The organism is Nocardia sp. NPDC088792, from assembly GCF_044750615.1.
GTDB lineage: Bacteria > Actinomycetota > Actinomycetes > Mycobacteriales > Mycobacteriaceae > Nocardia.
Window position 1 is genome coordinate 26,289 of record NZ_JBIVKC010000004.1, and the last position, 25,413, is coordinate 51,701.

25 protein-coding genes are annotated in these 25,413 nt (G+C 68.1%); 5 read left to right on the forward strand and 20 right to left on the reverse strand.

Annotation, left to right across the window (positions count from 1 at the left end; translation table 11 throughout):
* Positions 1-185: 185 nt before the first annotated feature.
* Together ACIP5Y_RS26670 and ACIP5Y_RS26675 are read left to right on the forward strand one after the other, a co-directional pair.
* Positions 186-887, forward strand: coding sequence for a hypothetical protein (locus ACIP5Y_RS26670; protein WP_400353974.1), 702 nt, complete (start codon positions 186-188; stop codon positions 885-887).
* Positions 888-923: 36 nt separating this feature from the next.
* Complete coding sequence (locus tag ACIP5Y_RS26675; RefSeq protein WP_400355819.1) at positions 924-1,307, forward strand: PPOX class F420-dependent oxidoreductase; 384 nt, start codon at positions 924-926, stop codon at positions 1,305-1,307.
* Positions 1,308-1,368: 61 nt separating this feature from the next.
* Here ACIP5Y_RS26675 and ACIP5Y_RS26680 read toward each other — a convergent pair whose 3' ends face one another.
* The 10 genes from ACIP5Y_RS26680 to ACIP5Y_RS26725 form a co-directional block, all read right to left on the reverse strand.
* Positions 1,369-2,475 (reverse strand): hypothetical protein, encoded by a 1,107-nt coding sequence (locus ACIP5Y_RS26680; RefSeq protein ID WP_400353975.1) that lies wholly within the window; start codon positions 2,473-2,475, stop codon positions 1,369-1,371.
* 178 nt (positions 2,476-2,653) lie between these two features.
* Positions 2,654-3,889, reverse strand: coding sequence for an S-methyl-5-thioribose kinase (gene mtnK, locus ACIP5Y_RS26685; protein ID WP_400353977.1), 1,236 nt, complete (start codon positions 3,887-3,889; stop codon positions 2,654-2,656).
* Positions 3,886-4,914 (reverse strand): ABC transporter permease, encoded by a 1,029-nt coding sequence (locus tag ACIP5Y_RS26690; protein WP_400353979.1) that lies wholly within the window; start codon positions 4,912-4,914, stop codon positions 3,886-3,888. The genes mtnK and ACIP5Y_RS26690 overlap by 4 nt, the downstream gene beginning before the upstream one ends.
* A gap of 43 nt (positions 4,915-4,957) precedes the next feature.
* Positions 4,958-6,511 (reverse strand): sugar ABC transporter ATP-binding protein, encoded by a 1,554-nt coding sequence (locus tag ACIP5Y_RS26695; RefSeq protein WP_400353981.1) that lies wholly within the window; start codon positions 6,509-6,511, stop codon positions 4,958-4,960.
* Positions 6,498-7,586: a substrate-binding domain-containing protein gene (locus tag ACIP5Y_RS26700; protein ID WP_400353983.1), complete on the reverse strand. Its 1,089-nt coding sequence runs from the start codon at positions 7,584-7,586 to the stop codon at positions 6,498-6,500. The genes ACIP5Y_RS26695 and ACIP5Y_RS26700 overlap by 14 nt, the downstream gene beginning before the upstream one ends.
* Positions 7,587-7,709: 123 nt before the next feature.
* The gene (locus ACIP5Y_RS26705; RefSeq protein WP_400353985.1) at positions 7,710-7,925 is read right to left on the reverse strand and encodes a hypothetical protein; all 216 of its coding nucleotides are present in this window, start codon (positions 7,923-7,925) and stop codon (positions 7,710-7,712) included.
* A 154-nt stretch (positions 7,926-8,079) separates the two neighbouring features.
* On the reverse strand, positions 8,080-8,436 hold the full coding sequence (locus ACIP5Y_RS26710) for a nuclear transport factor 2 family protein (protein WP_400353986.1): 357 nt from the start codon (positions 8,434-8,436) through the stop codon (positions 8,080-8,082).
* 138 nt (positions 8,437-8,574) lie between these two features.
* Positions 8,575-9,168 carry a hypothetical protein gene (locus ACIP5Y_RS26715; protein WP_400353988.1) on the reverse strand — a complete coding sequence of 198 codons (594 nt, stop codon included), beginning with the start codon at positions 9,166-9,168 and terminating at the stop codon, positions 8,575-8,577.
* 116 nt (positions 9,169-9,284) lie between these two features.
* On the reverse strand, positions 9,285-10,529 hold the full coding sequence (cbiE, locus tag ACIP5Y_RS26720) for a precorrin-6y C5,15-methyltransferase (decarboxylating) subunit CbiE (RefSeq protein WP_400353990.1): 1,245 nt from the start codon (positions 10,527-10,529) through the stop codon (positions 9,285-9,287).
* Complete coding sequence (locus tag ACIP5Y_RS26725) at positions 10,526-11,287, reverse strand: SDR family NAD(P)-dependent oxidoreductase (RefSeq protein WP_400353992.1); 762 nt, start codon at positions 11,285-11,287, stop codon at positions 10,526-10,528. Before ACIP5Y_RS26725 ends, cbiE begins: the two co-directional genes overlap by 4 nt.
* Positions 11,288-11,330: 43 nt before the next feature.
* On the opposite strand from ACIP5Y_RS26725, the gene ACIP5Y_RS26730 reads away from it, so the two are divergent.
* Together ACIP5Y_RS26730 and ACIP5Y_RS26735 are read left to right on the forward strand one after the other, a co-directional pair.
* Positions 11,331-11,744 (forward strand): TIGR03618 family F420-dependent PPOX class oxidoreductase, encoded by a 414-nt coding sequence (locus ACIP5Y_RS26730; protein ID WP_400353994.1) that lies wholly within the window; start codon positions 11,331-11,333, stop codon positions 11,742-11,744.
* A gap of 99 nt (positions 11,745-11,843) precedes the next feature.
* Complete coding sequence (locus ACIP5Y_RS26735; RefSeq protein WP_400353995.1) at positions 11,844-12,995, forward strand: serine hydrolase domain-containing protein; 1,152 nt, start codon at positions 11,844-11,846, stop codon at positions 12,993-12,995.
* A 1-nt stretch (position 12,996) separates the two neighbouring features.
* On the opposite strand, the gene ACIP5Y_RS26740 is transcribed toward ACIP5Y_RS26735, so the two are convergent.
* Entirely contained in the window at positions 12,997-14,124 is a 1,128-nt protein-coding gene (locus ACIP5Y_RS26740) for a M24 family metallopeptidase (RefSeq protein WP_400353997.1), read from the reverse strand.
* 47 nt (positions 14,125-14,171) lie between these two features.
* On the opposite strand from ACIP5Y_RS26740, the gene ACIP5Y_RS26745 reads away from it, so the two are divergent.
* Positions 14,172-15,143, forward strand: coding sequence for a 5'-3' exonuclease H3TH domain-containing protein (locus tag ACIP5Y_RS26745; protein ID WP_400353999.1), 972 nt, complete (start codon positions 14,172-14,174; stop codon positions 15,141-15,143).
* A gap of 25 nt (positions 15,144-15,168) precedes the next feature.
* Here the strand turns inward: ACIP5Y_RS26745 and ACIP5Y_RS26750 are convergent, their stop codons facing one another.
* The 9 genes from ACIP5Y_RS26750 to pafA form a co-directional block, all read right to left on the reverse strand.
* Positions 15,169-15,585: a hypothetical protein gene (locus ACIP5Y_RS26750; protein ID WP_400354001.1), complete on the reverse strand. Its 417-nt coding sequence runs from the start codon at positions 15,583-15,585 to the stop codon at positions 15,169-15,171.
* 69 nt (positions 15,586-15,654) lie between these two features.
* On the reverse strand, positions 15,655-16,428 hold the full coding sequence (locus ACIP5Y_RS26755; protein WP_400354003.1) for a DUF4333 domain-containing protein: 774 nt from the start codon (positions 16,426-16,428) through the stop codon (positions 15,655-15,657).
* Positions 16,429-16,553: 125 nt separating this feature from the next.
* Positions 16,554-19,244, reverse strand: a complete 2,691-nt coding sequence (locus ACIP5Y_RS26760) for a DEAD/DEAH box helicase (protein ID WP_400354005.1) — start codon at positions 19,242-19,244, stop codon at positions 16,554-16,556.
* Between the two features lie 3 nt (positions 19,245-19,247).
* Positions 19,248-20,216, reverse strand: coding sequence for a twin-arginine translocase subunit TatC (gene tatC, locus ACIP5Y_RS26765; protein ID WP_400354006.1), 969 nt, complete (start codon positions 20,214-20,216; stop codon positions 19,248-19,250).
* A 94-nt stretch (positions 20,217-20,310) separates the two neighbouring features.
* Positions 20,311-20,592, reverse strand: coding sequence for a Sec-independent protein translocase subunit TatA (tatA, locus tag ACIP5Y_RS26770; RefSeq protein WP_400354008.1), 282 nt, complete (start codon positions 20,590-20,592; stop codon positions 20,311-20,313).
* 66 nt (positions 20,593-20,658) lie between these two features.
* Entirely contained in the window at positions 20,659-21,690 is a 1,032-nt protein-coding gene (locus tag ACIP5Y_RS26775) for a 2-dehydropantoate 2-reductase (protein WP_400354010.1), read from the reverse strand.
* A complete protein-coding gene (locus tag ACIP5Y_RS26780; protein ID WP_400355821.1) occupies positions 21,687-22,646 on the reverse strand; it encodes a helix-turn-helix transcriptional regulator in 960 nt (319 codons plus the stop codon). The genes ACIP5Y_RS26775 and ACIP5Y_RS26780 overlap by 4 nt, the downstream gene beginning before the upstream one ends.
* Before the next feature lie 101 nt (positions 22,647-22,747).
* Complete coding sequence (locus ACIP5Y_RS26785) at positions 22,748-23,740, reverse strand: helix-turn-helix transcriptional regulator (protein ID WP_400354012.1); 993 nt, start codon at positions 23,738-23,740, stop codon at positions 22,748-22,750.
* Between the two features lie 150 nt (positions 23,741-23,890).
* The gene (gene pafA, locus ACIP5Y_RS26790; RefSeq protein WP_400354014.1) at positions 23,891-25,249 is read right to left on the reverse strand and encodes a Pup--protein ligase; all 1,359 of its coding nucleotides are present in this window, start codon (positions 25,247-25,249) and stop codon (positions 23,891-23,893) included.
* Positions 25,250-25,413 lie beyond the last annotated feature (164 nt).

The window sequence follows — 25,413 nt, forward strand, 5'->3', positions numbered from 1 at the left end:
GATGATCATCATCGGCTCTATCGGGAATCATCGGCGACATTTCCGGGCCGTAACCCATTCTAGGCTGGTCTCAATCGCTTTCGACCGCACCACTATTGCCGCACAAGCAGCGGAATTGCTTGAGAGACAGCATGTCTCGTGGGCAACAGTGGGGTGGGCGACCCTACGACGGATTGGGACATCGAATGGAATTCCGCAGCACCACCGCGGCGGCCGCGCTGGTCGTCGGCGCGCTGAGCGCCGGCGCGGGGACCGCCTACGCCGAGCCTGCCGCCCCGGCCGATCCGGGGATCCGGTACTCGCTCAAGGTGATCGACAAGACCGTGGTCGCCACACTGCGGGGTGCGCGGTTCGAGCTGCGCGAGCAGGAGGGTGCGACGCCCGACGCCGCGAAGATCCCGGTGGCCGATATCAAGGACGAGAGCGGCGCGACGGTGGTGTCGATGCCGCTCGATTACCGGATCGGGGACGTTCCGGTTCCGGTGACGGCCATCGCGAAGAACGATGACACCGTTCTCGAGATCACGCCGACCAAGCCGGAAGGACTGCAGCTCCCCGCCCAGCCGGGCGCGCTGAAATCGATTGCCTCGCCGGAAGAGGATCAGAAGGCGATGAACGAGTTCAGCGGCAAGCTCTCGGTCGCCAGTCAGGTCGGCGCATTGGTCGGCGGGATCATCGGTTTCGCCGTCGGGTGCGTCACCACCATCGCGCTCGGCTGCATTCCGGGCGGTATTGCCGGGGCTCCGGCCGGCGGAATCATCGGTGGCCTGGTCGCGGGCGGGCCGACATTGATCGCCGCGGGCATCGACCTGATGAATACCTGGCAGGCCGCGCCGGGCACCTCCAAGTGGGCAGCTCCGCAGCCACAGCCCGCGCCGCAGAACTGACCCGCCGGGCGAACTCATAGAGTGATGCCCGTGAAGATGCCCGAAGACCTCGTCGAACTGCTGCACCGGCCCGCGCTCTGCTACCTGGCCACCACCATGCCCGACGGGTCGCCGCAGCTGACCCAGACCTGGGTGGACACCGATGGTGAGCACGTACTGATCAACAGCGTGCTCACCCACGTGAAAACGCGGAACATCCAGCGTGATCCACGGGTGGCGCTGACGGTCACCGATCCCGACCAGCAGCGGCGCTACTTCCAGGTGCGCGGGCGCGTACTCGAGGTGCGGACCGAAGGCGCCACCGAGCACATCGAGCAACTCGCCCAGCGCTACCTGGGCGGGCCATACCCGTGGTACGGCGGCCGCGACCAGGTCCGGGTCATCTTCGTCATCGAGCCGGACCGCATCAGCGGAATCTGAACACCGCCCGACGCTGAGTGATCATGTGGGCCCGGACGAACCACGCCACAAATCGAGCACGCTACCGGTAAGTGGTGCCTTGGTGCAGGGTGGCGTGGATACGGTCGCGCAGGACGTTTGCGGCCTGGTCCGTGAGGGTCTTGTCGAGGCGGCGGAGGGTTATTCGGATCAGCAGGTTCTTTTGGGCGGGGTGGGCTCCCAGCCGGTGGAGGGCTTGGAGTGGGAGGGCGGAACAGGGGGTTTCGGTGAGGATTTCGACGGATTCGATGTCGTCGGCCTGGGCGCCCAGGGCTTCGCGGATTCGGTCGCCGAGGTCTTCGGCGAGGTCGTTGGGGGCGACTGCGATGGAGAGGTCGCGGCGGATGGCGGGCATGGAGGAGATGGGGCGATAGGGGGAGAGATCCTCGAGCTGGGCGGCTATGGCGGGGGTAGGGGAACGGAGAATGCGGATGTCGGGGATTCCCTTGAGGAGCATCAGCATTCGGTCGAGGCCCAGGCCGATGGCCAGACCACCGTGGGAGCTGTCGAGGCCCGAACGCCGGAGGACTTCGGGGCCAGCCAGGCCGCATTCGGCTATTTCGATCCACTCACCGTGCCGGGCCACGTCCACCTGGTGGCCGTGCTCGGTGTAGGGGTGGGCTCGGGGGTCCAGGCGGTATTGCACGCCGGGTAGCAGTGCGTCGAGGACGACCGCGATCATTTCCGTCAGATCGGCGGTCGTCCTGTGGTGCTGTCCGCGAGTGATGCGCCACAGGTCCAGTTGGTGGGGTGTGCCGCTGTGGAGGCGGTCGATGCTGTCGCGGCGGTAGACGATTCCGGGACATACGAGCAGCACATCGTCGGCGGGGTCGGTGGAAAGTGCCCGTAGCGCAGCGGGAATCATTGCGCTGGAGTGGCTGCGGAGCATGCGGTGGTCGTCGACGTAGCGGGTGTAGCGGGCAGCGCGGGTGACATCGCCGGGGTCGTAGCCGAGGTTGTCGTAGTTGTCGGCGATGGTGACTATGCGGTCGCCGCGGTGCCATCGCACTTCGCATCCCCATTGCCGTGCCAAGGCGTCGACGATGCGGTCGACGATCAACTGCAGGGCGTGGGTGCCGGCGGTGGGGTCGGTGAGATCGCGGATCGTCAGATCATGGGCGAGTTGGTCATCGGAGAGATACGGCAGCATGGCGAGCTCCTGATAGGAGGGCGGTGTGCGGGATTGCGGAAACCCCCGAGCCCTCGAAACAGATGCTCCTGCAGGTCAGCTCGCCGAACGTGGCGAGATACGGCCCCGGCGGCACCTCGGGAGGGCGCGGGGGCCGAGAAATCGGTGCGTACGCACGACGATGGCCACACCATGGATGTTAGCGACGCTGTCGAACGCCCTCCACCGAATTGTCCTGGCGCCGGCCGGCGATCACCGCCGGAGTGCCGGTTGCGGTGAGGAGCTCGCCTACGGCTTCGGGATCGGCGAGGGTGGTGCGGCGCAGGATCAGTTCACGGCCCGCCGTCAGCGCTCGACGGGAAGCCGCGACCGGATCGGGGAGGGTGTCCAGATCCGACAGGTGGGCGAAACCGATTATGCGGCGGATGATTTCGGCGCCCGCGTAGCCGAGGGCATCCGACCAGACGCGGCGGAGAAACCGGTCGAGGTACGCATCATCGAAGAAGGTGTCCAGCCGGTCGGGCCACAGGCGGCGGAATTCCGATTCGAAGGCGTGCCAGCTTCGCGCGAGTTCCGCGCCCGGCTCGATGCTGCGGCCCAGTGCGTGCGCGCGCGCCTCGGCGGCGATCGTATTGCCCCAGTACAGGCCCAGATCGAAGCCGATCGGGCCGACGAAGGAGAACTCCGGGTCGAAGATGCGGATCACCTCGGCGCCGTCGCGGACGCCGACCATGATGCTGCCGGTGTGCAGGTCGCCGTGCAACAGCGCTTGGGCGCCGGCCATGAAAGTGTGGCGTAGGTCGGCGATTTCGGTGCGCAGGGCGGTGTCGGCGCGGTAGGCGGCGACCAGGTCGGCGACGCCCTCGTGCCAGTGATTGTGCTCGTGTTCGAGGTACGGTTCGGCGAGCACCAGGTCCTCGGTGATCTTGCACAGTTCCGGGTTGACCGATTCCGCGAGCAGCGCCTTGCGTTCCGCCGAGGAGAGGCCGAAATCACTGGTGGCGAAGGACAATCGGGCCACGAACACACCGACCGCGGTGGACGCGCCGCCATAGCCGCCGCCCTCGTTCAGCACCCCGCGCAGCACCCGCAGATCCGACAGATCCTCCATGATGAGGGCAAAGTTCTGGGCATCGTAATCGTGCAGGGCCGGAACGGTTTCCGGCGCGACCGCGGTCACCCGGCGGTAGGCGCGCGCCTCGGCGGCGGCCCGCGTGGGACTCATCGGCCAGGACGGACCGGCCACCCGCACCCACGGCAATGCCTGCTTGACCGCGACGCTGCGACCGTCATCCCGGCGGGTGGCGACGAATACGCGGTTCAGGTTGCCGTCGGACACCTCGGCCACATCGACCGCGCCGGTCCCCCAGTAGCCGCGCTCGCGCAGATGCGCCGCCACCTCGGCGGCTTCCAGGATCCGATACTCGTACGTCATGACCGCTTACCTCCGGAAAGTGTGAAACTGCAGACCAGCGCCAGAATGAGCACTACACCCTCGACCACGTCCTGGGTGTAGTACGGCAGTCCGGCGATGGTGAGGCCGGAGGAAATAATGCCGATCAGCACCGCACCCAGCGCGGTGCCCCACACATTCGGGCGGCCCCGGCCCAGCACCGAAGTGCCGACCAACGCTACCGCGACGGCCTCCAGCAGCTGCGAATTGCCCGCCGACACATCACCCTGCCCGATGCGCGCGGCCAGAATGAGCCCGCCCGTCGCGGCGAGCAGACCCGACAGCACATAGGCCAGGCTGCGATACAGACCGACCCGCACGCCGGCCAGCCGCGCGGCCTCCCGATTCGCTCCGACCGCGAAAAGCACTCTGCCCCAGCGGGTCCGGGCCAGGAAAACCCAGGCCAGCACCGTCAGCACGGCGAAGATCAGCACCGACACCGGGATACCGAGCACACTGCCGCGATCGATGGACAGGAAGCCCGAGGTGAACTTCCCGGGCGCGCTGGACCCGTCCGGCAAGGTCATGCCGGGCGAAATGGATTGCCCGCTCACCAATACCAGCTTCAGACCCGAGAGGGCGAACATGGTGCCGAGCGTGGCGAGCATATCGGGCACCCGCAGCAGCACGATCAGCGCCGCGTTCACCAGGCCCGCGAGCGCACCCACCGCGAGCACCACCAGCACCGCGATGGTCCCGATCTGGTTGTGCACCACCATCGTCTCCGCCGCCACCGACACCGCCAGCCCGGCAACGGCTCCCACCGACATGTCCAGGCCGCCGACGGCCATGGTCAGGGTCACGCCCAGCCCGAGGATGGCCGCCACCGACACGTAGCGCAGCACATCCAGCAGGTTCGAACCACTCCGGAACGCCGGCTCGCTCACGCTGAACCAGGCGAACAGCGCGGCGGTGACAATGAGGAAGCCGTACTTGACGACGAGATCACCGGCGCGCCACACCCGCCGCGCAACGGGCGGCGCAACGGGCCGCTCGGTCAGAGTCATCGGAAAACCTTCTGATAGGGGAAAAGTGAGCAGGGGCGCGGCCTCACACCGCGGCCAGCGTCTGCACTATGCGATCGGGATCCGGATCGTAGGTGTCCGTGCGGATTTCACCGTCCACGAGCACGAGCACGCGATCGGCAACTTCAAGCACCTCATCGATATCCGCGGACAGCAGCAACACCGCGCCACCATCGGCCGCCAGTGCGCGAGCCCGCCCGCCGATATCGCGGCGCGCACCCAGATCCACCCCGCGGAACGGCTCGTCGAGGATCAGCAGCCGGGGTGTCTCGGCCAACCAGCGACCGACCACCACCTTCTGCTGATTCCCGCCGGACAACTCCTCGACGAGGCTGTCCTCGTCGCGAGCCACCACACCGAGCTCGCCGAGCACCCGACGGCCGAGCGCGGCCGCCCGGCCCCGGCTCAGCCCGCCCGAGCGGCCGGAAATCGAACGCAGGAACGGCAGTGAGACGTTCTGCGCAATCGACCAACCGGGGATCAGGGCATCGACATGCCGGTCCTCGGGCACCAAGTGCACACCGCGCCGGATCGCATCGGCGGGGTGGCGGGGGCGGAAAGCCACGCCGTCGAGGACCATTTCGCCGCCTCGGAGCGGTTCCGCACCGAAGATGCCCCGCGCCAGTTCGGTCTTGCCCGCGCCGAGCAAGCCGACCACACCGGTCACCTCGCCGCCGCGCAGATCGAGATCCAGCGGCCGCCGGTCGCGGCGCAGCGGCACCGCCCGCAGCGACAGCACCGGATCCGCGTGGCGGGGACCGGCATCGGCGGGGCGGCGGGTCGCGGCGGACTGCGCGGTGGCCAGCATGGCCCGCAGCGCCGCGTCCCAGTCGAAGGGCCGCCGCTGCAGGGCGGTCAGCCTGCCGTCGCGCAGCACCACCAGATCCTCTGCCAGCGCATCGATTTCACCGAGACGATGCGAGACGTACAGGATCGCGATGCCCGCGGCGCGCAGCCGGCCGATGATGGCGAACAAACGCCCGGCCTCCGCCGACGACAGCGCCGAGGTGGGCTCGTCCAGAATCAGCAGCCTGGGCCGATCCGTGAGCGCGCGAGCCAGAATCAGCAATTGCTGATCGGAGATACCGAGTTCGGCGACATCGCGGCGCAGCACTCGGTCATCCCAGCCCAGATCGAGCACGGATTGAATCTCCCTGGCCCGAGCCAGTATTCGCCCATTGCCGACCAGCGGCCCGCCCTGCGCGGCGGCCAGCTCCTCGAACACGAGGTTCTCCGCCACCGACAACCCCGGCACGATCGAGTCGGCAATGTGCTGGTGCACGGTGCGGATCCCCGCCCGTCGCGCCGCCTGCGGCGAATGCAATTCGGCGGCAACGCCATCGATCGACACCCGCCCCCGATAGCCCGGATACACACCCGAGAGCACCTTGATGAGCGTGGATTTCCCGGCGCCGTTCGCACCCAGCAGCGCCGTCACCCGGCCGGGGGCCAGCTCCAGCGAGATCTCGTCGAGCACACTGCGCCCGCCGAAAGACATCCCGACCGCACGCAAGGCGACCACCGGGGCCTCCGCGCCCCGGCCGGTATCGGCGGGATCTCCGGAATCAGTGGGCGACAACGGGAATCCAGTCCGCCGCGCTGACCTGGTTCAACGCCAGCGCGGGCAGCGCCGCGCGCAGCTGGTCCAGATTCTGAATCTGCTTGCTCACCAGCAGATCCCGGGTGACGGCCACGGCCGGGAACTGCACGGTCGACTTACTCAGCTGACCGGCCAGCTGCAGCGCGGCGGTCCGCACCACGGCCGCCCCGACCGCGGACGGGTCCGTCCCGGCGGTCGCCACCCACGGGCTGTTCGCGGCGGTGATGGCCTGGATATCGGCATTGGAGATATCCGCGCCCACCACCTTCACCGAACCCTCGAGATGCTTGTTCTGCACCGCAAGCGTCGCGCCCTTGGCCAGTTCGTCGTAGGGCGCGAAAATGCCCTTCACCTCACCGTGCTGGGTCAGCGCGGCACTGATCAGCGGCACATTGTCGGTGGTGGTGGAGTCGGTGACCTTGCCGACCTTGAACGCCTGCGTCCAGCCATTGTCCCCGACAGCCTTCTGCCACACCGCATCCCGCCTGTCCAGCGGCGCGTATCCCGCGACATTCACATACCCGACGGGCGCGTTCTTCCCGATGGCCGCGGACAGCGCGCCGATGGCGGCGGTGGCGATATCGGCGTCGTCCTGTTCGGTGGTGATCACCTTCGGATTGGTGGTGTCGACGTCATAGGTCACCACCGTGATGCCCTTGGCCACGGCCTGATCGATGAGCGGCGCCACCGTGGCGGGGAAGCCGTGATCGACGATGATGGCCCGCGCACCGGAGTTGATGGCGGAGTTGAGATCGGTGGCCTGCTTGGCATTGTCGGCCTGCGCGTCATAGACGGCCAGATCGATGCCCAGCGCCTTGGCCTGCGCCTTCGCGCCATTGCCCCACTGCTCGAAGTAGTCGCCCGCCCCGCTCTGCCGCACCAGCGCCACCTTGACCGTGCCCTGGTCGAAGGGTGCGGGCCGCTTCCCGGTCGCCTGCGCTACCGTCGAAGTCGCCTGTGGCCCAGCCGAATTGGTGGTGGATTGGGAGCAGGCGGTCGCCAGCAGGGCGAGGGCGAGGGCGGGCACGGCGAGGACCGGGGTCAAGCGGGGCACAGAGAGCTCCAGGAGTCGGACGGAAAGACAAGTCCGGGAACTTACCGATCGGAATTGATCCGCACACGGGATTGGCTCGCCGCGATCGAAACCCTGTCCGGCTCAGTGTGCGCCGCTTCGGGACTACTGGCTGGGCTGCGGTAGCTTCACATCACAATCGGTGACCTTGGGATTCGCCCCGGTGTAGTTGAGCGGACCGGCCAGGATGGTGACCGCGATAGTGCCCGCACCGGCGCAATTGGTGGGCGCATTGTCGTAGTAGTGGCGTTGCCCGGCAGCGACGGCGCCGATGATGAGCCACACCACGAACAGCAACGTCACCAGACCGCCGATCCGCACGCCGCCTCCCCGTACCCTGCTGCCTCCATAGACCATGTCGTTCACTCCGCCTGTCGATTCCAGCGATTCGGGTCATCCGGATCTGCGGTGGCGATACCCGCCCCGACCCCGACCAAACGGTTCCGACAGCACTCCCGCACCGGCAGTTCGTGATTCAGACCTGGTTGTTCCACATGCGGAACATGGTGCACCCGGCCCGCTTGTCGAAGGTCACCGTCCAGAGATTCGCGAAGGTGCCCAACTCCGCGTAGCGGCCGATGCCCTCGATCGCCGCGGTATCGCCGTTGATGGTCAGGAGCTTCCATTCGAATTCCCAGCCGCCCTGCTGCCACTGCCGGCGTCCGCGCCATCCGTCGACGATCGCCTCGCGCCCGACCCAGTCGGTCTCATAAGGCCATTCGTGATATTCGGCCGCCGGGGTGAACAACGCGGCGATGTCCTTCTTGCTGTTGCTGGTCCAGGCCCGCACGTACCCGTCGACCCAGTCCCCCACCTGCTGTTCGGTCACCATCGACAATTCCGCCCTTCGGAGTCGGTCCGGCGGCCGCGTGGTGTGCCGCTCGGTACCGGCCAGGATGTCCCGTGGCGCACGCGGGTGGCAGGGCGCGTCTTCCTGGGTGCACGGTTCCTAGGACCGGATGGCAGGCGATTACCAATCGGTGGTGCGGCGGCGGATCACGCGGCTCCAGTCGCGATCCCAGGCGGCGGAGCGGCGGCGGGCCAGGAGCCACTCGGCGGCGCGGAAGAGTATGAGGGCGCCGGTGCAGATGGCGGCGAGGATCAGCATTCCGATCTCGATGCCGTGGGTGCGGGCGTCGTGCACCGAGCGTGGCGGCCAGGTCTGACGGCCGGAGGGATCGACCCAGATCCGCAGGGTGTCGTCCTTTTTCGCGCCCGTGGGCACATCGATGGTCGCGGTGTTGGGGTGGCCGTTCGCCGTCCAGGTGACGGTGGTCGCGGGCTGGACCACCGGCACCCGCTGATCGACCGGGAGCACGATCGGATCGGCGGCGATCGTCGCGGTGACGGCCGACTTCCCACTGTTCTGCGCGGCTATCCGGGCAGCCGCGTGCGCGGCCGCGGCGCTGCCGCAGCCCACTCCGATCGGGATCGCCGCGACCAGCACCAGCAGCACGAACAGGCGTATGACGCCCTCGATGCGATCGGATCGCCGCATCAGCCGGTTCCGGCTCCACGGCGCCGTGCGCAGCACTCGCCGCACCCTCGACGGATATCCTGCCATCTCGATCGCCTCCCGCTCCGGCGCGCCGACCATCCCCCACCGGCCTACCCGCCGGGGCGGCAGTGAAACAAGTTTCCTGCCAGTATGATTCAGTAGCGCGCCGAGCGGGCCCCGAATCAGGCGACGATCGGGTCCTTCACCACCGACCACTGCGTCACGGGCAATTGCGGGCGCCACGAGGTGAAGCCGCCGAGGGGTTCGGCGCGATAGACCTGGAAGCGGCGCAGCTCGCCACCATGGGTGGCAGCCAGCCGCAGCAGCAGCGATTCCGATTCGGCCGTCACCGCATTCGCCACCAGACGCCCACCCACCGGCAGCCGCTCCCAGCAGGCCTCGAACATGCCGTCCTGGGTCAGCCCGCCGCCGATGAACACCGCATCCGGCGCGGACAGCTCGCCGAAGCCGGCCGGGGCGGGACCGCGGACCTCGAGTTGCGGGACGCCCAGCGCCGCGGCGTTCGCGGTGATCTGTTTGCGGCGGCTCTCCAGGCGCTCGAAAGCGACTGCGCGACAGCCGGGGTGCGTGCGGCACCATTCGATGGCGATGGTGCCCGAACCGCCGCCCACATCCCAGAGCAGTTCGCCGGGCGCGGGCGCCAGGGTCGCCAGCGTCAGGGTGCGGATCTCGGATTTGGTCAGCTGACCGTCGCCGCCGTACACCGAGTCCGGGAGACCCGGGAGCCGGCTCAGGCGCGGGGCATCCGCGTTGCGGACGCATTCGATGGCGACGATATTCAGCGGATCACCCGGAGCCGCATCCCAGTTCGCCGCCTGCCCGGACACTACGTGTTCCGCCGGTCCGCCCAGCTGCTCCAGCACCGTCAGCCGCGAATCACCGAAACCGTTGCGCGACAGCAGATCCGCCAGCCGGGCCGGAGTGTGCTCATCAGGGCTCAACAGCAACATCCGGCGGCCGTCGGATAGCTCGGGCAGCACCGTCTCCAGTCGCCGCGCCACCGCGCTGACCACCGGCGTCTCGGGCAGCGCCCACCCCATCCGCGCACACGCCAGGGCAGCCGAGGACGGCTGCGGCAACACCCGCAACCGCTGCGCCCCAACGATTCCGGTGAGCGTCACGCCGATACCGAAGAACATCGGATCACCGCTGGCGAGGACGCACAGCCGCTGCCCCGCATACTGTTCCAGCAGACCCGGTAGAGCCGGCACCAGCGGCGAAGGCCACGCCACCCGCACCGCAGCGCTCTCCCCCGCCGGAACCAGCGCCAACTGCCGCTCCGAACCGAAAAGCACCGCCGCCCCGGCGATCTCGCGCCGAGCGGGCCCGCCGAGGCCGTCCCAGCCGTCCGCCCCGATCCCCACCACGGCGATCGGGGCACTCTCGCCGCGCGACGGCCCGCTCATCGCGGCGCCCGGCGCCAGAGCGACGGCGGCACCAGATGCATGGTCAGGAACACCAGCCGCAGCGCGCGCGGCACCACGGCGGTGCGGGCGCGGCGATACAGGCCCGCGACCACGGCGTCGGCGACCTGATCCGGGGTGCTGGACAGCGGAGCCGGTTCCATGCCCGCGGTCATGCGGCCGATGACGAAACCGGACTGCACCAGCAGCAGGTGAACCCCGCTGCCGTACAACGCATCCTGCAGTCCGCGCGCGAAACCGTCGAGCCCGGCCTTGGCCGAACCGTAGACATAGTTGGCGCGCCGCACCCGGATTCCCGCGATCGAGCTGAAGACCACAATCTGCCCGTCGCCCTGCTCACGCAGCAAGTTAGCCAGACTGGTCAGCACGTTCACCTGCGCCACGAAATCGGTGTGCACCACCGCCACCGCATGCGCCGGATCCTGTTCCGCGCGCGCCTGATCCCCGAGGACGCCGAATGCCAGCACCGCCACGCCGATGCGCCCGTGCTCGACGATCACCTTCTCCAGCAGCGGCTGATGACTGCTCAGATCGTCGGCGTCGAATTCCATGCAGTGCACGGCCTTCGCCTCCGAGGTCACCAGCTCGCGAACCTGCTCCTGTAACTGATCACTGCGCCGCGCGGCGAGGATCACCACCCGGCCGGGCGAAAGCCGCCGCGCCACCTCGAGTCCGATTTCACTGCGCCCGCCCAGCAGCAGTACGACGCCCTGGTCGACGTCCCGCGATCCGAATGCCATGGCCCACAGTTTGCCATCCGATCGGGTCGGATAGCGTCGGGATATGACCAGTACCGCCGCGCGCCCGCGACTGTCGCCCGCCGCCGAGGAATTCCTCGCCGAACGCCACCTCGCCACGGTGTCCACATTGCGTGCGAACGGCACCCCGCACATGGTCGCGGTCGGCTTCAGCTGGGACCCCGAGGCCGGGATCGCCCGCATCATTACCGACCGATCCACGGTCAAGGTCAAGAACGTGCGCCGCTCCGGATACGCCGCGGTCAGCCAGGTCGACGGGGCGCGCTGGCTCACCCTGGAGGGTCCGGCCACCATCCTGGAGGACGCCGACGCGGTCGCCGAGGCCGAAGCGCGCTACACCGGGCGCTACAAGACGCCGCGCGAGAACCCGACCCGGGTGGTCATCGCCATCACCGTGACCCGCGCGCTCGTCAGCCAACGGCTCGAGATCGCCGACTGAATCCCGGCTACGTCACCGAATTTCGCGGCGACCGATCAATTCCCGGCGCGAGCCCCGTCTACCTTCTCGAATTCACCTGATCAGAGAAAGGATTCGGCCATGGACGGGCTGGACGATGTCATCGGCAAACACATCACGAGCGGCGCGCTGCCGGGCGCGGTAGCGCTTGTCGCGCAAGGCGATCGCTACGAGGTCGCCGCGGCCGGCGTGGCACACGCGGGCAGTACCGTACCCATGACCCCCGATTCCATCTTCCGGCTGGCCTCGCTGACCAAGATCGCCACCGCGGCCGCGGTCATGATGCTGGTCGACGACGAGAAGGTCGGGCTGCACGATCCGGTCGCCCTGTGGCTGCCGGAACTGGCCCACCCCATGGTCGTGCGCACCCCGTTCAGCCCGATCGACGATGTGGTCCCGGCACACCGGCCCATCACCGTCTTCGATCTGCTCAGCTCGCAGGCCGGTTACGGATTCGCCTCCGACTTCACGCTGCCGGCCATGCAGGCCCTGTTCCCGGTCCAGCTCGACGGGCGCGAACCGCAGCGCTTCCTGCCCGCCGACGAATGGCTGGCGGCGCTGGCCCGCGTTCCCATGCTGTGCCAGCCCGGCACCGCCTGGCTCTACGACGTCTGCTCGATGTTGCAGGGCATCCTGGTCAACCGCGTGTCCGGGCAGTCCTTGCCGGATTTCCTGGAAGAACGCCTCTTCGCACCGCTCGGCATGCGCGATACCGGATTCGTCGCGCCCGCCGCCACCCGCGACCGATTCACCAGCTACTACCGGGTGACCGACACCGGACTCGAACTCGCCGACGCGCCCGACGGCCAGTGGGCCACCCCGTCCCCACAACCGATGGGCAACGGCGGACTGGTCGGCACCGCCGGTGACTGGCTGCGGTTCTGCCGCCTGCTGCTCGCCGACGGCGTCACCGCGGACGGCCGACGACTGTTGTCCGACAAGGCCGTCCGGCTCATGACCACCGACCACACCACCCCGCACACCCGCGAGTTCGCCGACCTGTTCCTCGAGGGCCAGGGCTGGGGCTTCGGCGGATCGGTGGACATCGCGCCGCTGCAACCGTGGAATATCCCCGGCCGGTACGGCTGGGTGGGCGGCACCGGTACCGCCGCCCACCTCACGCCGGCCACCGGCGCCATCGGCATCCTGCTCACCCAGGTCGGTCAGCACAGCCCCGTACCGGACCCCTGGATGGTCGACTTCTGGCGCTACACAGCGGAATTCGCCGCCTGACCTACAGCCGGGTGAGGCCGTGCGGGCGCGTGTTCATGGACTCGCAGCCGTCCTCGGTGACCACCACGATGTCCTCGATCCGCGCACCCCACTGCCCCGGGAAGTAGATGCCCGGCTCGATGCTGAACGCCATGCCCGGCTCCAGCACCAGGTCGTTGCCGGCCACGATGTAGGGCTCCTCGTGCACCGACAGGCCGATGCCGTGACCGGTGCGGTGCACGAAGTACTCGGCCAGCCCGGCCGCGGCGAGCACATCGCGCGCGGCGGCATCCACCGATTCCGCGGTCACCCCCGGCCGGGCCTGCGCCACGGCGGCGGCCTGCGCGCGTTCCAGCTCCGCGAACTGCGCCGCTACCTCCTCGCTCGGTTCGCCCAGCACATAGGTGCGGGTGGAGTCGGAGTAGTAGCCGGGCGCGACCGGGCCACCGATATCGATGACCACCACATCACCGGACTCGATCACCCGCGGCGACACCAGGTGATGCGGGTCCGCGCCGTGCGGGCCGCTGCCCACGATCACGAAATCGGCCTCCAGATGGCCTTCCGCCACGATGGCGGCGGCGATATCGGCGCCCACCTCGGCCTCGGTGCGGCCCGCGCGCAGGAACTCGCCCATGCGGGCGTGCACCCGGTCGACGGCCGCGCCGGCGCGCCGCAGGGCCTCGATCTCGCTGGGGTCCTTGGTCATTCGCAGCTGCCGCAGTACCGGGGTCGCCGAAACCGGCAGCGCGCCCAGCTGATCCGCGATCGGCAGCAGGTGCAGGGCGGGCATCACATCCGTAACGGCCACGCGTGCACCGGCATTCAGCACGCTCTTGACGATCCGATACGGATCCACGCCGTCCACCCAGTCCAGGACCTGCAGTCCCAGTTCGCCGGTGGCCGAATCCTTCAACTGGGCCAGTTCCATCTTCGGGATGACCACCGACGGCGTCTCGCCGCTCGCCGGGATCACCAGGCAGGTCAGCCGTTCGAAGGACTGCGCCCCCGATCCGAGGAGAAACCGCAGGTCCGGACCGGGAGTGATGAGCAGGGCATCCAGATGCGCATTCCGCGCCAGCTCCGCCGCCCGCTCCAACCGCGTCCCGTAGACCTGCGCCGGAAACCGTGACTCGTCATGAGAGCTCATGCCCATCGACGTTACCCGGTCGGAGGGAGACGGTAGGGTCGAGGTCCATGAGCACCCCTGCCGCCGGTCCGCTGCTGCTGCTCGATGGAGCCAGCCTGTGGTTCCGCGCCTTCTACGCCATCCCGGAGAAGATCACCGCACCCGACGGGCGGCCCGTCAACGCGCTGCGCGGATTCACCGATATGGTTGCGGCACTGGTCAAACAGCATGCGCCGAGCCGGCTGGTGGTGTGCCTGGACCTGGATTGGCGACCGCAATACCGGGTGGATCTCATTCCCTCGTACAAGGCGCACCGGCTGGCCGAAGGATCCGAGGGCGCCCCGGCCGGCGGCGTCGAGGCCGAAGAGGTACCCGACACGCTCACCCCGCAGGTCGACATGATCATGGCGGTACTCGAGGCCGCGGGCATCGCCACGGCGGGCGCCGAGGGACTGGAAGCCGACGATGTGATCGGCACACTGGCCACCCGCGAGAATCAGGACGCGGTGATCGTCGTCAGCGGCGACCGCGATCTGCTGCAGCTGGTGCGCGATACGCCCGAACCGCCGGTGCGCGTCTTCTACGTGGGCCGCGGCCTGGCCAAGGCCGAGCTGTGGGGGCCGGCCGAGGTCTCCGCCAAATACGGTGTGCCGGAAGAGAATGCGGGCCCGGCGTACGCCGATATGGCCACCCTGCGCGGGGACGCGTCCGACGGCCTGCCCGGCGTCGCGGGGATCGGCGACAAGTCCGCGGCACAACTCATCTCGCGCTTCGGTTCGGTGGAGGCGCTGCGCGCGGCGGTCGTCGATCCGGAATCGGATCTCGCCAAGGGTGTACGTGCGAAACTCGCTGCGGCGGACGACTATCTGAAGGCCGCCGCCCCGGTGGTCCGGGTGGTCCGGGACGCCGAGGTCGAGTACTCCGGGCCGGATCTGCTCCCCCGCACTCCCGCGGATCCGGATCGGCTGGCCGAGCTGGCCGTCACCTACAACGCCGAAAACCCGGTCAAGCGGCTCATTTCGGCGCTGGCCAAGCGCTGAGCTGCTTTCGCCGGCCGGGCGCTGATCAGTTGTTGCGCGGCGGATTGAGCGGCCAGGTCTCCGGCTTGCCGTCGGCGCCGGTGATCAGCGCCTCCGTGTAATAGCCGTTGGCGAGCTTGTCCAGCGTGATGTGCGTCGGCGCGTTCACCTCGTGCCCGCCCGCGCAGCTGGGCACGCAGACGATGCTGTACACGGTGCCGTCGCCCTGCGCGGTGTCGGAGCCCCAACTGCTCCAGGTGATGTCCTTGACGGTCACGCCGCCGTCGCCACAGGCCAGCAGCATCCGATTCGGCTGTACCACGGGCTGATTCTTGGTGCAGTCGTTCACGACCGGCGCCGAATCCGCCTCGGCGGCACCGAGACTCGGCTGGGCAATGCTCGCGACCGTCGCGGCCACGGCGACCGCGACGCCCCAACTGGCCAGGTGTGCAAGGTTTCTCATACTTCCCCCGTAATACGGCAATGGGCGTCCGGATGACCCGCTGGGTTATCCGAACGCCCCTCCGAGACGTTAACTGGGACGACCGACCTCATAGGTCCCGTCATCCTTGGTGATCTTGATAGTGACCTTCTTGGCCTCGCCACCCACCTTGAGGGTGCAGTCGAAGGTGTGGTCCACCTCGACCTTCTGGCCCGACGGGCAACTCACGTTCTGCACGTCATCGATGCCGTAGGAATCCTTGAGCACCTTCGTGACACCGGTCTGCACGGCCGAATTATCCAGCTTGTCCTTGGCGGTCAGCGCGAACACACCGACGACGACCGCGGCGATCACGACCACGACACCGACGCCCGCACCGACGAACAACCAGGTCTTCTTCTTGCCGCCACCCGAAGCCGGCGGCTGCGGCTGCGGCCACGGCTGCCCCGGACCCGGCTGGCTCAGCTGCGGATTCCAGCCTTCCTGGCCCGGCTGCTGCGGCCACTGCGGCTGACTCTGCTGCCAGGGCTGACCCGGAACCTGCTGCTGCGGCGCACTCTGCTGCCACTCCGGACCGGGTGCCGGCTGCTGCCACTGCGGCTGACTCTGCCCCCACGGCTGACCCGGAACCTGCTGCTGCGGCTGACCCGGAATCGGTTGCTGCGGCTGACTCTGCCCCCACGGCTGCTGCGGCGGCGGCTGCTGTCCACCCCACTGCGTGGTCGGTTCCGCCGGAGGCTGCGCACCCCACTGCGGAGCCTGCCCGGCGCCGGGCGCGGGCTGGCCGCTACCCCACTGCTGCGTCGGATCGTTGCGTCCCTCCCCTGTGCCAGGGGCGTCGTTCGGTCCATAAGGGCCGCTCATTGGCTTGCCTCCACTCGCATCCGTCCTCACACACGCTACCCCCCGAGCGGGCGCACGCTCGTGAACCCACCGCGGTCGGTGTCCCTGGAATCAAATCACAGTCCCATGTCTCGCGCCCACACCTACTACGCCGCGTCGACGGCCACCACACCACGGCGAATCGCCCGCACCGCCTTGGATGCCGTCGCCGCCACCTCCACATCGTCGGCGGTGTTGTGGATCTGATCCAGCAGGTCGATGACCTGACGGCACCACCGCACGAAATCGCCCGCGGAGAGCGAATTTCCACGATCACCACTGGCCAGCAGGGCATCGGCGAGATCATCGCCGCGCGCCCAGGTGTAGATGCCGGTGACGAAACCGAGGTCGGGTTCCCGGGTGGGCTGCAGGCGATGCCGCGCCTCGTCGGCGCGCAGCTTCGTCCACAACGCGATGGTCGCGTCCACCGCGCGCCGGATGGGCGCGGTCGGGCCGGACGCACCGAGGTAACCGCCCTCCTGCCGGGATTCGAACACCAGGATCGACACCACCGCCGCGAGTTCGGCCGGGCCGAGGCCACGCCAAATGCCTTGGCGCAGGCTCTCGGCCACCACCAGATCCGCTTCCGCGTAGATGCGGGCCAGGCGGCGGCCGTCCGCGGTCACCTCGCCGTCCTCGACATAACCGCGTTCGTCGAGCAGTCCGAGGATGCGGTCGAAGGTGCGGGCCAGCGAGTTCGTCGTGGCCGCGACCTGCTGGCGCATGGACTCGGTCTCACGCTGCACGCGGTTGTAGCGTTCGCCGATGCGCGCCAGTTGTTCCCGATCGGGCCGATCGTGCCCGGGGTGATTGCGCAGCGCGCGGCGCAGCGCCAGCAGCTCGTGATCGTCGGCGGCCTTGGACTTTCCGCCGTGCCGGCCCCGGCTCGGCGCGATCAGTCCGGTGCCGCGCAGCGCCGACGCCAGATCCCGGCGCACCCGCGCGGTGCGGTGATCCACATGCTTGGGCAGCCGCAGCCGGCCCAAGGTCTGTGCGGGCGTGGGGAAATCGGCGGCCGAGACCCGACCCGCCCACTTGTCCTCGGTGAGCACCAGCGGACGCGGATCACCCGGTGTCGCATCGGGTTCCAGGATCACCGCGAGACCCTGACGGCGGCCGGACGGAATCGCCACCACATCGCCGCGCCGCAGCGTGGTGAGCGCGGCGACGGCGGCCTGGCGGCGATCGGTGCGGCCCTGGCGTTCGATATCGCGTTCCCGGCTCCGAATGCGTTCGCGCAGTTGGATGTACTCCAGGAAATCGTCATCGCCGAGCTGGGAACGCAGTTTGCGCAGTTGTGACTCGTTGCGTTCGATGCCGCGGACCAGGCCCACGACCGACCGGTCGGCCTGGAACTGGGCGAAGGACCGCTCCAGCAGCGCCCGCGAGTCCGCCGCGCCCATCCGGTCGATCAGATTGATCGACATGTTGTAGCCCGGCCGGAACGAACTGCGCAGCGGATAGGTCCGAGTCGAGGCCAGACCGGCCACCGCACTGGTGTCCACCTCCGGCTGCCACATGACCACCGCATGCCCCTCGACATCGATGCCACGCCGCCCCGCACGACCCGTGAGCTGCGTGTACTCCCCCGGCGTCAACTCGGCGTGGCTCTCGCCGTTGAACTTCACCAGCCGCTCCAACACCACCGTGCGGGCGGGCATATTGATACCCAGAGCCAGTGTCTCCGTGGCGAATACGGCCCGGACGAGGCCGTGCACGAACAGCTCCTCGACGGTATGGCGGAAGGCGGGCAGCATACCGGCGTGATGCGCCGCGAAACCGCGGTGCAGCGCCTCGCGCCACTCCCAGAACCCCAGCACCTCGAGATCATTGCGCGGCAGGTCACCGGTGTGCTTCTCGATGATCTCGTCGACCCGCGCCCGCTCGTCCGGGCGTGAGAGATCCAGTCGGGAGCGCACGCACTGCGCCAGTGCGCCATCGCAACCCGCGCGGCTGAAAATGAACGTGATGGCCGGCAGCAGCCCTTCCTCGTCGAGACGGGCGATCACCTCCGGGCGCGGCATGGGCCGGAACGAGCGCCGCTGCCCACCCCGATGACCGGGCACCGCCCAGTTGTCCATGCGATCGGTGGCCTCGCGATGCTTGATGTAGCGCTGCAGATCCTGATCCACCATCACCTTGGCGTCACTGGACTTGGGATCGAACAGGTCGAACAGCCTGCGGCTCACCATGACGTGCTGCCACAGCGGGACCGGCCGGGTCTCGTCCACGATCACCGCGGTATCACCGCGCACGGTCTCCATCCACGCGCCGAACTCCTCGGCATTGCTCACCGTGGCAGACAGGCTGACCAGCCGCACCTCCGGCGGCAGGTGCAGGATGACCTCCTCCCACACCGCGCCGCGGAACCGGTCGGCCAGATAGTGCACCTCGTCCATCACCACATACGAGAGCCCGTGCAGCGCATCGGATTCCGCGTACAGCATATTGCGCAGCACCTCGGTGGTCATGACCACGACCGAGGCATCCGGGTTGATGGACTGGTCACCGGTGAGCAAGCCGACCGTCTCGCGGCCGTATCTTTCGGTGAGATCCGCGAACTTCTGATTCGACAGCGCCTTGATCGGCGTGGTGTAGAAACACTTTCCGCCGGAGGCCAGTGCCAGATGCACCGCGAACTCGCCGACCACGGTTTTACCGGCGCCGGTGGGCGCGCAGACGAGCACACTGTGCCCGCCCTCCAGCGCCACACACGACTGCCGTTGGAACGGATCGAGATCGAATTTCAGTTCGGCGGCGAATGCCGCCAGTTCGCCAGCAAGCGACCTTGATGTCACTTGTCAGAGAGTATCCGAGTAATCCGACACGCCTCGAGTGGTTTTCTCCGGCGGTGTCGTGGCGACCGGTTCGGGTGCCTCGACGGGACTCGGCGCATCCAGGCCACCGGGCTCGTACAACGGTGACGCCTCGTCATCGGACAGCTCCGCCCATTCGGCGTTGCGTGCCTTGCGCTTGTCGTTGAAGCGCGCGATCTGCACCGCCACCTCGAACAACAGCGTCAGCGCGAGCGCCAGCGCCAGCATGGAGATCGGGTCCTGCGGGGTCACGATGGCCGCGAACACGAACAGGCCGAAGATCAGGCCGCGCCGCCATTTGGTGAGCCGCTCGTAGGTGAGGACCCCGAGGAAGTTCAATCCGACTATGAGCAAAGGAGTTTCGAAGCTCACACCGAAGATCACCAGCAGTTTGATGATGAACCCGAAGTACTGCGAACCACTCAGCGCGGTGATCTGCACATTGCTGCCGATGCCCATCAGGAACCGCAGCGCGTGCGCGACCACCCAATAGGCCAGCACCGCGCCGGTCACGAACAGCAGCGCGCCCGAGGTCACGAAGGACAGCGCGTACTTGCGTTCCTTCGAGTACAGGCCGGGGGTGATGAACCCCCACAGCTGATACAGCCAGATCGGGCAGGCCAGCACGATGCCCGCGGTCAGGCCGACCTTGAACCGCAGCATGAACTGCTCGAACGGCGCGGTCGCCAGCAGCCGGCACTGGCCGTCGGGGCTCAGATTCGCGCGCAGATGCGACGGCAGATCACAGTAGGGACCGGTCAATACGTCACCGAGGCTCTTGATGCCGAACAGCGACGCGTCGTACCAGATGAATCCCACGATGGTGGTGAGCGCGATGGCCGCCAAGGCGATCAGCAATCGGCGCCGGAGCTCCTCGAGGTGCTCCACCAACGACATGGTGCCGTCGGGGTTCGTGCGGCGCTTGCTGCGCCGGGGATCGAACGGAATGCGCATGGTGTGTGTTTATGCCTCGCTGCGAGTGAACGCCCCGGACCCGGACAACGACACACCCGGGATGAGCACGGCTCATCCCGGGTGGTGCGAGGGCTCAGGCCTTGTGCTGGTCGTTCGGCTGCGGTGCGGCCGCGGGAGCGGCCGGCGGCTGAGCCGGAGGCAACTGCTGCGGCTGCACGGGCGGCTGCGCCTGCGCCTCCGGAGCGGCCTGGCCCGCGCTGCTGTTCTCGCCCGACATCTGGCTGACTTCCGACTTGAAGATCCGCATGGAGCGACCCAGGCTACGGGCCGCATCGGGCATGCGCTTCGAACCGAAGAACAGCAAGAAGATCAGCACGACGATCAGCAAGTGCCACGGGCTGATGGCGCCTGTCATTCCAATTACCTCCAAAGACTGTGGTGGGTTCGATGCTACCGGACCCGCATAAAGCGAACGTTCTTGTCAACCTCTGTTTGCCGCGCCGCCACGGGCCGCGGCGCGCAGCTCGGCCAGCAATTCCGCGCCTGACCAGGTGCGGCGGTCACCGTTCTCCGCAGCTGTCACGAGTTGGACGAGCCTGCGGTTCACCGGTGTGGGCACATCGACCAAGGTGCCCAAGGTCACGATTTCGCCACAGAGCCAAGCGATTTCGGTCTTGCGGCCCGCGGCCAGGTCATCGGCCATGGACGAACGGGCCACCGGATCGATGGCCAGCACCTTGCCGGCAACCCGCTGAAACATACCGTCTGGAACGGTCAGCAGTCGCGTCATGAGCTCGGGCGGGACGGGTGTCAACCGCGCCGGGCGAATCCGGGCGTGCGCCATCACCGTCAGCGCCTCACGCTGGGTCAGGGCCAGGCAGCGGCGGTAATCCCGGGTGCCCAGCTCCTCGCGCAGCGGGCGGCCGGACAGGGCATTGATGGGATTGTTCAGATTCAGCAGGAGTTTCGCCCACTGGATCGACAGCAGATCCGCCCGCCGGTCGAAACCCAGCCCCGACGCCTTGAACACCGGCGCGAAACGGTTCAGCACCGGATCATCGGCGATCTCCACGCTGCCCGTGGTGCCGCGATGAAAGTGACCGCCGCCGTGCTGCACGACATTGAACATGACCATGCCGGCCAGCACCACGCAGGTGGGCAGGATCTCCCGGATCACCGCGTCATTGCCGATGCCGTTCTGCAGACTGATCACCACGGTCCCGGGCTTCAGCACGCCGACGAGCTCCTCGGCCGCCGCGGCCGTACCCGCGGACTTCACGGCGATGAGCACCAGATCGGCGTCCCCGGAAGGTTCGGTGGCGGTATGGAATGCGGTGGGCTGGACCCGCACATCGTGCCCGTCCAGATCGGTCAGGCGCAGACCGTGCGCGGTGATCTCGTCCAGGATGCGCGGACGGCCCACGAACGTGACATCCGCACCCGCCGCGGCCAGCTTGCCCCCGACGAACACTCCGATACTGCCGGCGCCGAGCACCGTCACGCGAAAACTCAAGCGGGACCGACCTCCTCGAATCCCGGCGTCTGTAAGACGCCGTCCGCCGCCAGCTCCGCGTACGCCGCCAAGGCGGTCCCGGAACGATCCCGCACCGCGGCCACCAGCTCCGGCGGGCCGAGCACGGTGACACCCGCACCGAAACCGAGCAGCAGCCGCGCCATCCAGTCCAGGGTGGCGAACCGCATGGTGGCCTCCACGCTGCCGTCCGGATGCGTGGTCACCCGATGCATCGGGTACTGATCCACCACCCAGGCGTAGTCCGGTCGAATCAGCAAGCGCGCCAACGGGACCGCCGGGTCGTCCACGAACAGGTCCAGGGCCGCGCTCTCATCGGTGGCGTCGGCGGGCGGCCGGGCGGGCTCGTCGAGCTCGGTGGCCTCCTCGATGCGGTCCAGCCGGAACAGGCGCACGCCCTCGGCCTGGCGGCACCACGCCTGCAGGTAGCTGTTGTTGTCCACCAGCACGATTCGGATGGGGTCCACCACGCGTTCGGAGACTTCGTCGCGGCTGGCCGAGTAATAGACCAGGCGCAGCGCGTGCACGTTCTCCAGCGCCGAGCGCACGGTCGCCACCGACGGGGCCGCCACCGGCACCGGCTGGGTCGGGCCCTCGAATTTCCTTCCGGAGATGGCGGATTCGATCTTCGCGATGGCCGCGTGCGCCGCGCTCGGATCGACCATGCCCGGCAGGTCCGCGATGGAACGCAACGCCACCAGCAGGGCCGTCGCCTCCGGGGAGGTGAGCCGCAGCGGGCGATCGATACCCGCGGAGAAGGTGACCTCGATGCTCTCCTCGGAGAACGACAGATCGATGAGATCGCCGGGACCGTAACCCGGAAGTCCGCACATCCACAGCTGATTCAGGTCGGTCATCAGCTGTTTGGTGGTGACGCCGAGCTCCACGGCGGCCTCCGCGGCGCTGATGCCCGGATTCGCCTGGAAGTACGGCACCATGTTCAGCAGGCGCGCCAAGCGCACCGAGAGGCGGCTACCGGCCGCGGCGGCCGCGCGGTTCTTGGCGCCGTCCGAGGGGCGGGTGACCCGTATCGGCTCGCTCATCGGGAGACCTCCGTCCGCTCCAGCACCGACTCCAGCCGGGCAATCACGTTGTCGCGCAACTCACGTGGCGCGATCACCAGCGCATCGGCGCCCAGACCGGTGATGAGCCGGGCCAGCCAGTCACGGGACCGGATGGGCACCTCCACGATCGAGCCGGGGCGGCCGCCGATCACGCGCTCCTCCATGGTCGCGCCCATGCGCCGGATCTCCTGACCGCGGCCCTTGGCGACCCACACCGTGGCCGAACCGGTGATCGGGGTCTGCGCGGTCACCTCGGAGACGAGGGCGCGCAGGTCGATGTCCTCGGGCTTGTGCACCGCATTGGCCGGGCCGTACTCGGCCACGTCCTCACCGATGCGGGAGATGCGGAACACACGGGTGGCATCGCGGGCATTGTCGTGGCCGACCAGATACCAGCGCCCGCCGTGGGTGACCACACCCCAGGGCTGCACATCACGTTCCACGGGTTCGCAGTGCGACTGGCGATGCTGGAACTTGACCGACCGCCCGGCATCGATGGCGGTGAGCAGCTTGCCCAGCACCGGTTCCGAACCACGCGTGCGCGCCGGCACCGCGGGCACCGCCGCGACACCCGCATCGGGTTCCAGATGGATCCCGGCCGCGCGGAGCTTCAGCAGGCCACCCTCGGCGGCCGCCGCCAGCTCCGGCGACTCCCACAGTTGCACCGCCACCGCGACCGCGGCCGCTTCCGCACTGGTCAGATCGATATCGGGCAATTCGTACGCATCCCGGTTGATGCGGTACCCCTCGACGCTCGAATATCGGCTCACCGGACCGATTTCCAGCGGAATCCCCAGATCGCGCAGCTCGTTCTTGTCGCGCTCGAACATTCGGCTGAACGCCTCGTCGCTCGCGGACTCCTCGTACCCGGCGACGCTGTCCCGGATCCGCTCCGCGGTCAGGAACTGCCGGGTGGAAAGCAGCGCGATAACCAGATTCATCAGCCGCTCAACCTTGGATATCGCCACGGGATAGAGAGTAATGTGCCCGCCCGACCCATGTGCCGGGGCGGTGCCCATTTCCCACAGTGTTCCCCCAGGAGCCAACAGAACGGTCCCCCAGGAGCCAACAGAACGGGCCGCGAACCACTTTGGGTTCGCGGCCCGCTGCCTGCCTGATCACATGGATGCGATGAGGCGATCCACGCGCTCGTCGACCGAGCGGAACGGGTCCTTGCAGAGCACCGTGCGCTGGGCCTGGTCATTGAGCTTGAGGTGAACCCAGTCGACCGTGAAGTCACGGCCGGCCTCCTGCGCGGCGGTGATGAAATCGCCACGCAGCTTGGCCCGGGTGGTCTGCGGCGGGGTGGTGACCGCCGCGTCCACTGCCTCGTCCTCGGTGATCCGCTTGGCCAGACCCTTGCGCGCCAGCAGGTCGAAGACGCCGCGGCCACGCTTGATGTCGTGGTAGGCGAGATCGAGCTGGGCGATCTTCGGGTCGGACAATTCCATGTTGTAGCGGTCCTGATAGCGCTGGAACAGCTTGCGCTTGATGATCCAGTCGATCTCGGTGTCCACCTTGGCGAAGTCCTGCGCCTCGACCGCGTCGAGCGTGCGGCCCCACAGATCCACCACCGCGTCCACCTGCGGATCGCGGTCGCGGTTGCGCAGGTGCTCGACGGCGCGGGCGTAGTACTCGCGCTGGATGTCGAGCGCCGAGGCCTGCCGGCCACCCGCCAGACGCACTGGACGCCGGCCCGTGAGATCGTGCGAGACCTCGCGGATCGCGCGAATCGGGTTGTCCAGGGCGAAGTCCCGGAACGTCACACCCGCCTCGATCATCTCCAGGACGAGCGAGGCCGTGCCCACCTTCAGCATGGTGGTCGGCTCGGCCATATTGGAGTCGCCGACGATCACGTGCAAGCGCCGGTACTTCTCGGCGTCGGCATGCGGCTCGTCACGCGTATTGATGATCGGCCGGGACCGGGTGGTCGCCGACGAGACGCCCTCCCAGATGTGCTCCGCGCGCTGCGAGAGGCAGAACGTGGCGGCCTTGGGCGTCTGCAGCACCTTACCGGCGCCACAGATGAGCTGACGGGTCACCAGGAACGGCAGCAGCACATCCGAGATGCGGGAGAATTCGCCGGCCCGCACGACCAGGAAGTTCTCGTGACATCCGTAGGAGTTGCCCGCGGAATCCGTGTTGTTCTTGAACAGGTAGATATCGCCGCCGATACCTTCCTCTGCGAGTCGCTGCTCGGCATCTATGAGTAGATCCTCGAGCACCCGCTCACCGGCCCGGTCGTGGGTTACCAACTGCACCAGGCTGTCGCATTCGGCCGTCGCGTACTCCGGATGCGAACCGACATCGAGGTAGAGCCGGGCACCGTTGCGGAGGAACACGTTCGAGCTACGGCCCCAAGACACCACCCGGCGGAACAGATACCGGGCCACCTCGTCAGGGCTCAACCGACGGTGGCCGTGGAACGTACACGTCACACCGAATTCGGTCTCGATCCCCATAATTCGTCGCTGCACCCTATCGACATTACAGCGATGAGCAGCGTCGAGAGGGTGGTCGAGCAGACATGATGCAAACGTCTTGGCAACGATTTCGCACGGGATGCCATACCGCACCCGGTGTAGCCAGCGAAAAAGCAAGGCCCCTTTGCACTCTGCTAGGCAGAGTGCAAAGGGGCCTC

Bases quoted from the DNA above. Each gene is read 5' to 3' on its own strand.
- ACIP5Y_RS26690 (WP_400353979.1), bottom strand. From the start codon at position 4,914: ATGACTCTGACCGAGCGGCCCGTTGCGCCGCCCGTTGCGCGGCGGGTG.
- ACIP5Y_RS26715 (WP_400353988.1), bottom strand. From the start codon at position 9,168: ATGGCAGGATATCCGTCGAGGGTGCGGCGAGTGCTGCGCACGGCGCCG.
- ACIP5Y_RS26740 (WP_400353997.1), bottom strand. From the start codon at position 14,124: ATGAGCTCTCATGACGAGTCACGGTTTCCGGCGCAGGTCTACGGGACG.
- tatA (WP_400354008.1), bottom strand. From the start codon at position 20,592: ATGACAGGCGCCATCAGCCCGTGGCACTTGCTGATCGTCGTGCTGATC.
- ACIP5Y_RS26730 (WP_400353994.1), top strand. From the start codon at position 11,331: ATGACCAGTACCGCCGCGCGCCCGCGACTGTCGCCCGCCGCCGAGGAA.
- ACIP5Y_RS26745 (WP_400353999.1), top strand. From the start codon at position 14,172: ATGAGCACCCCTGCCGCCGGTCCGCTGCTGCTGCTCGATGGAGCCAGC.
- ACIP5Y_RS26670 (WP_400353974.1), top strand. From the start codon at position 186: ATGGAATTCCGCAGCACCACCGCGGCGGCCGCGCTGGTCGTCGGCGCG.
- ACIP5Y_RS26710 (WP_400353986.1), bottom strand. From the start codon at position 8,436: ATGGTGACCGAACAGCAGGTGGGGGACTGGGTCGACGGGTACGTGCGG.
- ACIP5Y_RS26755 (WP_400354003.1), bottom strand. From the start codon at position 16,428: ATGAGCGGCCCTTATGGACCGAACGACGCCCCTGGCACAGGGGAGGGA.
- ACIP5Y_RS26735 (WP_400353995.1), top strand. From the start codon at position 11,844: ATGGACGGGCTGGACGATGTCATCGGCAAACACATCACGAGCGGCGCG.
- ACIP5Y_RS26725 (WP_400353992.1), bottom strand. From the start codon at position 11,287: ATGGCATTCGGATCGCGGGACGTCGACCAGGGCGTCGTACTGCTGCTG.
- tatC (WP_400354006.1), bottom strand. From the start codon at position 20,216: ATGCGCATTCCGTTCGATCCCCGGCGCAGCAAGCGCCGCACGAACCCC.
- ACIP5Y_RS26750 (WP_400354001.1), bottom strand. From the start codon at position 15,585: ATGAGAAACCTTGCACACCTGGCCAGTTGGGGCGTCGCGGTCGCCGTG.
- cbiE (WP_400353990.1), bottom strand. From the start codon at position 10,529: ATGAGCGGGCCGTCGCGCGGCGAGAGTGCCCCGATCGCCGTGGTGGGG.
- ACIP5Y_RS26675 (WP_400355819.1), top strand. From the start codon at position 924: ATGCCCGAAGACCTCGTCGAACTGCTGCACCGGCCCGCGCTCTGCTAC.
- ACIP5Y_RS26680 (WP_400353975.1), bottom strand. From the start codon at position 2,475: ATGCTGCCGTATCTCTCCGATGACCAACTCGCCCATGATCTGACGATC.
- ACIP5Y_RS26780 (WP_400355821.1), bottom strand. From the start codon at position 22,646: ATGGTGCCGTACTTCCAGGCGAATCCGGGCATCAGCGCCGCGGAGGCC.
- mtnK (WP_400353977.1), bottom strand. From the start codon at position 3,889: ATGACGTACGAGTATCGGATCCTGGAAGCCGCCGAGGTGGCGGCGCAT.